We start from the raw sequence: 7,232 nt of genomic DNA on the forward strand, positions 1-7,232 counted from the left end.
CTCGCGATAGCGGTGTGTCAGATAAACATTCGCTGACTGAAACACCGCTATCGCGAGCAGGCTCACTCCTACAGGAGATCTCCTTGCCTGACGATATTTCATACCGGACAAATAACAAGGGGGCGAATTCTCATCCGCCCCCTCGTTTGTCCGCTTATTCCTGCGGTTCTTCGTCAGCTGCGGCGTCGAGTTGCTGGTCTTCACCTGCCTCGTCGATGCCGACGCTGCCTGCGAATTCCTCGCCCTCTTCACCTTCGAGCTCTTCGCCTTCGACTTCCGAAGGCTCCTGGACCCGCTCCAGCCCGACCAGGGTTTCATCCTTGGCCAGCTTGATCAGCGTCACGCCCTGAGTGTTACGGCCCAGGCTCGACACTTCGCCGACACGGGTACGCACCAGAGTGCCCTGATCGGAGATCAGCATGATTTCTTCACCGTCGAGCACCTGCACCGCGCCGACCAGACGGCCGTTACGCTCGTTGCTGACCATGGCGATCACGCCCTGGCCGCCACGCTTGTATTCAGGGAACTCGGTGATCGCGGTGCGCTTGCCATAACCACGCTCGGAAGCGGTGAGGATCTGGCTGCCTTCTTCCGGGATCAGCATGGAAATCAGCTTCTGCCCTTCCGGCAGACGCATGCCGCGCACGCCGCGCGCGGTACGGCCCATGGCACGTACATCGGACTCTTTGAAGCGGGTGACCTTGCCGCCGTCGGAGAACAGCATCACTTCGCGCTCGCCATCGGTGATGGCCGCAGAGATCAGCACGTCGCCTTCGTCCAGCTCCAGCGCGATCAGACCGACGCTGCGCTGACGGCTGAAGGATTCCAGCGGGGTCTTCTTCACGGTGCCGTTGGCGGTGGCCATGAAGATGTAGTGACCTTCGGTATATTCCTCGACCGGCAGCATGGTGGTGATGTATTCACCGTCATCCAGCGGCAGCAGGTTGACCAGCGGACGACCACGGGCCGCGCGGGATGCTTCCGGAATTTCGTAGGTCTTCAGCCAGTACACCTTGCCCTTGCTGGAGAACAGCAGCAGCGTGGTGTGGCTGTTGGCGACCAGCAGGTGAGCGATGTAGTCCTCGTCCTTGACGCCGGTGGCCGACTTGCCTTTGCCGCCACGACGCTGGGCCTGGTACGCAGCCAGCGGCTGGGTCTTGGCGTAGCCACCGTGGGAAATGGTCACGACGCGCTCTTCTTCCGGGATCATGTCGCCCAGGGTCAGGTCGAGACGGGCATCGAGAATTTCGGTGCGGCGCACGTCGCCGTATTCGGCGCGAATCACTTCCAGCTCTTCGCGGATCACTTCCATCAGGCGCACAGCGCTGTTGAGGATGCGGATCAGCTCGCCGATCTGGTTGAGGATCTCCTGGTACTCGGCCAGCAGCTTCTCGTGCTCCAGACCGGTCAGGCGGTGCAGGCGCAGTTCGAGAATGGCTTGAGCCTGTTCTGGCGAAAGGAAGTACTTGCCTTCGCGCAGACCGTATTGCGGATCGAGGTTTTCCGGACGGCACGAATCGGCACCGGCACGTTCAACCATCGCCACCACTGCCGAGGATTCCCAAGGCGTGCTGATCAGCGCTTCCTTGGCTTCCGACGGCGTTGGCGAGGCCTTGATCAGGGCGATCACCGGGTCGATGTTCGACAGGGCAACGGCCTGACCTTCGAGAATGTGCCCGCGCTCGCGCGCCTTGCGCAGTTCGAACACGGTACGGCGGGTGACCACTTCGCGACGGTGACGGACGAAGGCTTCCAGCAGATCCTTGAGATTGAGGATGCGCGGACGGCCGTCGATCAGCGCGACGATGTTGATACCGAACACCGATTGCAGCTGGGTCTGGGCGTAGAGGTTGTTGAGGATCACCTCAGGCACTTCGCCGCGACGCAGTTCGATCACGACGCGCATACCGTCCTTGTCGGACTCGTCACGCAGCTCGGTGATACCTTCGAGCTTCTTCTCCTTGACCAGTTCGGCGATTTTCTCGATCAGACGCGCCTTGTTCAACTGGTAAGGCAGTTCGGTGATGACGATCTGCTGACGGCCACCGACCTTGTCGATGTCTTCGATGATCGAGCGGGCACGCATGTAAATGCGCCCGCGACCGGTGCGATAGGCTTCGATGATGCCGGCGCGACCGTTGATGATCGCGGCAGTCGGGAAGTCCGGACCGGGGATGTATTGCATCAGCTCATCGACGGTCAGCTCGGGGTTGTCGATGAGGGCCAGGCAACCGTCGATGACTTCACCGAGGTTGTGCGGCGGAATGTTGGTCGCCATGCCCACGGCGATACCGCTGGAACCGTTGACCAGGAGGTTCGGTACGCGGGTCGGCATGACCGCCGGGATCAGTTCGGTGCCGTCGTAGTTCGGCACCCAGTCCACGGTTTCCTTGTGCAGGTCAGCCAGCAGCTCGTGCGCCAGCTTGGTCATGCGCACTTCGGTGTATCGCATGGCCGCGGCGTTGTCGCCGTCGACCGACCCGAAGTTGCCCTGGCCGTCGACCAGCAGGTAGCGCAGGGAGAAAGGCTGGGCCATACGAACGATGGTGTCGTACACGGCAGTGTCGCCGTGCGGGTGATACTTACCGATCACGTCGCCGACGACACGGGCAGATTTCTTGTACGGCTTGTTGTAGTCGTTGCCCAGCTCGCTCATCGCGAACAGTACGCGACGGTGCACGGGCTTGAGGCCATCGCGCGCATCCGGCAGTGCACGGCCGACGATTACGCTCATTGCGTAGTCGAGGTAGGACTGTTTCAGCTCGTCTTCGATATTGACCGGGAGGATTTCTTTGGCCAGTTCGCCCATGAGAAGCCTGATTCCTTTTTCTGGTGAAACTTCGTCATATCCATGTGGGAGCAACGAAGCTCGTCGGGGCCGGCCGAGTGCCATGCGCCGACTTACGACAAATCAACATTGGATCGCGGATTTGCGCAGTAAAGACAGCTCCGTGGAGCCGCCTCGGAAAACGCCGGATGTTATCACAAAGGCCGCCACGCACCTATCCCCCAGATGCGCATGGAGCATAGTTAGTTGACCGATGACAGGCTTGAGGGGGACGAGAGAGGCTCAGAGCTTCGTTGAATGTGAAATCTCGGCCTGAATTGGAGTTGTTTATTGACTTTACCGGCCTCTTCGCGAGCAGGCTCGCTCCCACAATGGTCTGTGGCGATCACGAAACCTGTGGGAGCGAGCCTGCTCGCGAAGGGCTCAATGCAAGACCAGAGCCTGTCAATGCAGGCGCTTGCGGCACATCAGCTGGGCCATTTTCGCGGTGTCCGGCCGCTCGACGATGCCTTTTTCGGTGACGATCGCGTCGATCAGATCCGCCGGAGTGACATCGAACACCGGGTTGAACGCTTCAACGTCGGCACCGACGCGTTTGCCGCCAACTTCCAGCAGCTCGGCGCCATCACGCTCTTCGATCGGGATGTCATCGCCGCTGGCCAGATTCATGTCGATGGTCGAACTCGGCGCCACCACCATGAAGCGCACGCCATGATGCATGGCGTTCACCGCCAGTTGATAAGTCCCGATCTTGTTCGCCACGTCGCCATTGGCAGTGATGCGATCAGCGCCGACGATCACCCAGGTCACGCCTTTGGTTTTCATGATGTGCGCGGCGGCGGAGTCGGCGTTCAGGGTCACCGGAATGCCTTCGTTGGCCAGCTCCCACGCGGTCAGCCGCGAGCCCTGCAGCCACGGTCGGGTTTCGTCGGCGTAGACGCGCTCGACCATGCCTTCTATATAAGCGGCGCGGATCACACCCAGCGCAGTACCGAACCCGCCGGTCGCCAGCGCGCCAGTGTTGCAGTGAGTCAGAATGGCCTGAGCGTTGCCCTGATGCTTGCGAATCAGATCGACGCCGAGTTGCGCCATGGTCAGGTTGGCTTCGCGGTCGCTTTGGTGAATGGCGATGGCTTCGGCCTCGAGCGCCGCCAGCGGATCGGCGTTGCTCTTCAAACGATCCAGGCGATCGTGCATGCGGCCTAGCGCCCAGAACAGATTGACCGCAGTCGGCCGCGAATCCGCCAGCAGGGCAAAATCCTCTTCCAGCGCCGCGTACCAGTCGCCACCCTCGGCAATCCGCGCCCGCGCCGCGAGGACGATGCCATAGGCCGCGCTGATGCCGATGGCCGGCGCGCCCCGCACGACCATCGAGCGAATCGCCTCGGCCACGCCGGCGGCGCTGGTGTAAGCGATCCAGGTTTCCTCGAACGGCAAAATACGCTGATCCAGCAGGTGCAGCGCGCCATCACGCCAATCGATGGCCTTCACTTTCTCCGCAGCCAACAGTCGATCGCGCATCCCACACCCCGCACTCATGAACAAAAGCCGCCGATTATAGCGATCCCCCCGCGAAGACGCTCGGGTATACTTCGCCATCCTTTACAAAAGCACTGGAACCGACCCTCGATGCCGAAACCTGCCATTGCGCTCGACCTGTTATTGCTGCCGACCTGGCTGGTTCCCGTCGAACCTGCAGGCGTGGTGCTCAAGGAGCACGGCCTGGGCATCCGTGATGGTCGCATCGTATTTATCGGCCCGCGGGCTGAAGCATTGAAGTGTAACGCCACGCAAATCCGTGAACTGCCGGATATCTTGCTGGCGCCGGGGCTGATCAACGCCCACGGCCATGCGGCGATGACACTGTTCCGGGGCCTGGCCGACGATCTGCCGCTGATGACCTGGCTGGAAAATCACATCTGGCCGGCCGAAGGCAAATGGGTCGATGAAGACTTCGTCCGCGACGGCACCGATCTGGCGATCGCCGAGCAGATCAAGGGCGGCATCAGCTGTTTTTCGGACATGTATTTCTTCCCGAAAGTCGCCAGCGAGCGCGTGCACAACAGCGGCATCCGTGCGCAGATCGCCATTCCGATCCTCGATTTCCCGATCCCCGGTGCCAGCAGCGCCGACGAAGCCATTCGTCAGGGCGTCGAGTTGTTCGGCGACCTCAAGCATCACGAACGCATCAAGATCACTTTCGGCCCTCATGCACCCTACACCGTCGGCGATGAGAACCTCGAGAAAATCAGGGTGATCGCCGAGGAGCTGGACGCCTCGATCCACATGCATGTGCATGAAACCGCGTTTGAAGTGCAGCAGGCGGTCGAGCAGACCGGCGAACGGCCACTGGCGCGCCTGGGCCGCCTTGGCCTGCTCGGCCCGCGGTTCCAGGCCGTGCACATGACCCAGATCAGCGATGACGACCTCGCCCTGCTGGTAGAAAGCAACAGCAGCGTGATCCACTGCCCGGAATCCAACCTCAAACTGGCCAGCGGCTTCTGCCCGGTCGAGCGTTTGTGGCAGGCTGGGGTCAATGTGGCTGTCGGCACCGATGGCGCGGCGAGCAACAATGATCTCGACCTGCTCGGCGAAACCCGCACTGCCGCCCTGCTGGCCAAAGCCGTCGCTGGCTCCGCCACCGCACTGGATGCCCATCGCGCCTTGCGCATGGCCACGCTGAACGGCGCCCGTGCATTGGGCATCGAGACGCAGGTCGGCTCGCTGGAGATCGGCAAAGCCGCGGACATCGTCGCTTTCGACCTGTCCGGTCTGGCGCAGCAACCGGTGTACGACCCGGTGTCGCAGTTGATCTATGCCACCGGGCGCGATTGCGTGAAACACCTGTGGGTTGCCGGCAAGCAACTGCTCGACGACCGGCGCCTGACCCGCATGGACGAACAACAGCTGGGCGAGACCGCCCGCCACTGGGGCCAGCGCATCAGCGGCCATACCGAATCGTAAACACCGCGGCGCAATATTCGCGGCTACAGCCCTTTTCAGGTTTTTCGAGGAATTGAACATGAGCAACGTCGACCACGCCGAAATCGCCAAATTCGAGGCCCTGGCCCATCGTTGGTGGGACCGCGAAAGCGAATTCAAGCCACTGCACGACATCAACCCGCTGCGGGTCAACTGGATCGACGAACGGGTCAACCTGGCCGGCAAGAAAGTCCTCGACGTCGGCTGCGGCGGCGGCATCCTCAGCGAAGCCATGGCCCAGCGCGGCGCCACGGTGATGGGCATCGATATGGGCGAAGCGCCGCTGGCGGTCGCGCAACTGCATCAGCTGGAATCCGGGGTCAGCGTCGAATACCGGCAGATCACCGCCGAAGCCCTCGCCGACGAAATGCCCGAGCAGTTCGACGTGGTCACCTGCCTGGAAATGCTCGAGCACGTGCCGGATCCGTCCTCAGTGATCCGCGCCTGCTTCCGCATGGTCAAGCCGGGCGGCCAGGTGTTCTTCTCGACCATCAACCGCAACCCGAAGGCGTATCTGTTCGCGATCATCGGCGCCGAATACATCATGAAGCTGCTGCCGCGCGGCACCCATGATTTCAAGAAATTCATTCGCCCGTCCGAGCTCGGCGCGTGGAGCCGCATGGCCGGCCTGACCGTCAAGGACATCATCGGTCTGACCTACAACCCGCTGACCAAGCACTACAAGCTGGCCAACGACGTTGACGTCAACTACATGATCCAGACCCTGCGCGAGGAATAAGCCGATGGCCATCAGAGCGGTACTTTTCGACATGGACGGCACCCTGCTCGACACCGCGCCGGACTTCATTGCCATCTGCCAGGCAATGCGCGCCGATCGCGGTTTGCCGCCGATCAACGACAAGCACATTCGCGATGAAATCTCCGGCGGCGCCAAGGCGATGGTCGCAGTGACGTTCTCGATGGACCCGGAATCGCCAGGCTTCGAAGAGCTGCGCCTGGAGTTTCTCGAGCGCTATCTGGTCGGCTGCGCAGTGCACAGCAGACTGTTCGACGGCATGAGCGAACTGCTCGCCGACATCGAAAAGGCCAACCTGATCTGGGGCGTGGTCACCAACAAACCGGTGCGCTTCGCCGAGCCGATCATGCAACGTCTGGGGCTGGCCGAGCGTTCGGCGCTGCTGATCTGCCCGGACCATGTGAAGAACAGCAAGCCGGACCCGGAGCCGTTGATCCTCGCCTGCAAGATGCTGGATCTGGATCCGTCGACCGTGCTGTTTATCGGCGATGATCTGCGCGATATCGAATCGGGCCGCGACGCCGGCACCAAGACCGCTGCGGTGACCTACGGCTACATTCACCCTGATGACAACCCGCGGCATTGGGGCGCGGACGTGGTCGTGGATCACCCGCTGGAGTTGCGCAAGGTGCTCGATAGCGCGCTGTGCAACTGCTGACCAAAATCAAAAGATCGCAGCCTTCGGCAGCTCCTACAGGAGAATGC

General features: G+C 61.7%; 5 protein-coding genes. 3 read left to right on the top strand and 2 right to left on the bottom strand.

Translation table 11 applies throughout. The annotated features are described in order from the left end of the window. Positions 1 to 154: 154 nt before the first annotated feature. Together gyrA and mtnA are read right to left on the bottom strand one after the other, a co-directional pair. Positions 155 to 2,809: a DNA gyrase subunit A gene (gyrA, locus tag DCO47_RS24650; protein WP_065616859.1), complete on the bottom strand. Its 2,655-nt coding sequence runs from the start codon at positions 2,807 to 2,809 to the stop codon at positions 155 to 157. A gap of 423 nt (positions 2,810 to 3,232) precedes the next feature. Beyond that, positions 3,233 to 4,309, bottom strand: a complete 1,077-nt coding sequence (mtnA, locus tag DCO47_RS24655; RefSeq protein ID WP_042607942.1) for an S-methyl-5-thioribose-1-phosphate isomerase — start codon at positions 4,307 to 4,309, stop codon at positions 3,233 to 3,235. Positions 4,310 to 4,417: 108 nt separating this feature from the next. On the opposite strand from mtnA, the gene DCO47_RS24660 reads away from it, so the two are divergent. From DCO47_RS24660 to mupP, 3 genes are read left to right on the top strand one after another with little or no spacing between them, the layout of a single operon-like run. Next, positions 4,418 to 5,752: a TRZ/ATZ family hydrolase gene (locus tag DCO47_RS24660; RefSeq protein ID WP_116659124.1), complete on the top strand. Its 1,335-nt coding sequence runs from the start codon at positions 4,418 to 4,420 to the stop codon at positions 5,750 to 5,752. Positions 5,753 to 5,810: 58 nt separating this feature from the next. Continuing rightward, a complete protein-coding gene (gene ubiG / locus DCO47_RS24665; RefSeq protein WP_024013875.1) occupies positions 5,811 to 6,509 on the top strand; it encodes a bifunctional 2-polyprenyl-6-hydroxyphenol methylase/3-demethylubiquinol 3-O-methyltransferase UbiG in 699 nt (232 codons plus the stop codon). A gap of 4 nt (positions 6,510 to 6,513) precedes the next feature. Beyond that, the gene (gene mupP / locus DCO47_RS24670) at positions 6,514 to 7,185 is read left to right on the top strand and encodes an N-acetylmuramic acid 6-phosphate phosphatase MupP (protein WP_064361499.1); all 672 of its coding nucleotides are present in this window, start codon (positions 6,514 to 6,516) and stop codon (positions 7,183 to 7,185) included. Positions 7,186 to 7,232: the final 47 nt, after the last annotated feature.

It is taken from the genome of Pseudomonas sp. NDM, assembly GCF_003105095.1.
Classification (GTDB): domain Bacteria; phylum Pseudomonadota; class Gammaproteobacteria; order Pseudomonadales; family Pseudomonadaceae; genus Aquipseudomonas; species Aquipseudomonas moraviensis_A.

What these genes read in the sequence shown, in the direction of transcription:
- mupP (WP_064361499.1), top strand. Translation starts at nt 6,514, where the DNA reads ATGGCCATCAGAGCGGTACTTTTCGACATGGACGGCACCCTGCTCGAC.
- DCO47_RS24660 (WP_116659124.1), top strand. Translation starts at nt 4,418, where the DNA reads ATGCCGAAACCTGCCATTGCGCTCGACCTGTTATTGCTGCCGACCTGG.
- gyrA (WP_065616859.1), bottom strand. Translation starts at nt 2,809, where the DNA reads ATGGGCGAACTGGCCAAAGAAATCCTCCCGGTCAATATCGAAGACGAG.
- ubiG (WP_024013875.1), top strand. Translation starts at nt 5,811, where the DNA reads ATGAGCAACGTCGACCACGCCGAAATCGCCAAATTCGAGGCCCTGGCC.
- mtnA (WP_042607942.1), bottom strand. Translation starts at nt 4,309, where the DNA reads ATGCGCGATCGACTGTTGGCTGCGGAGAAAGTGAAGGCCATCGATTGG.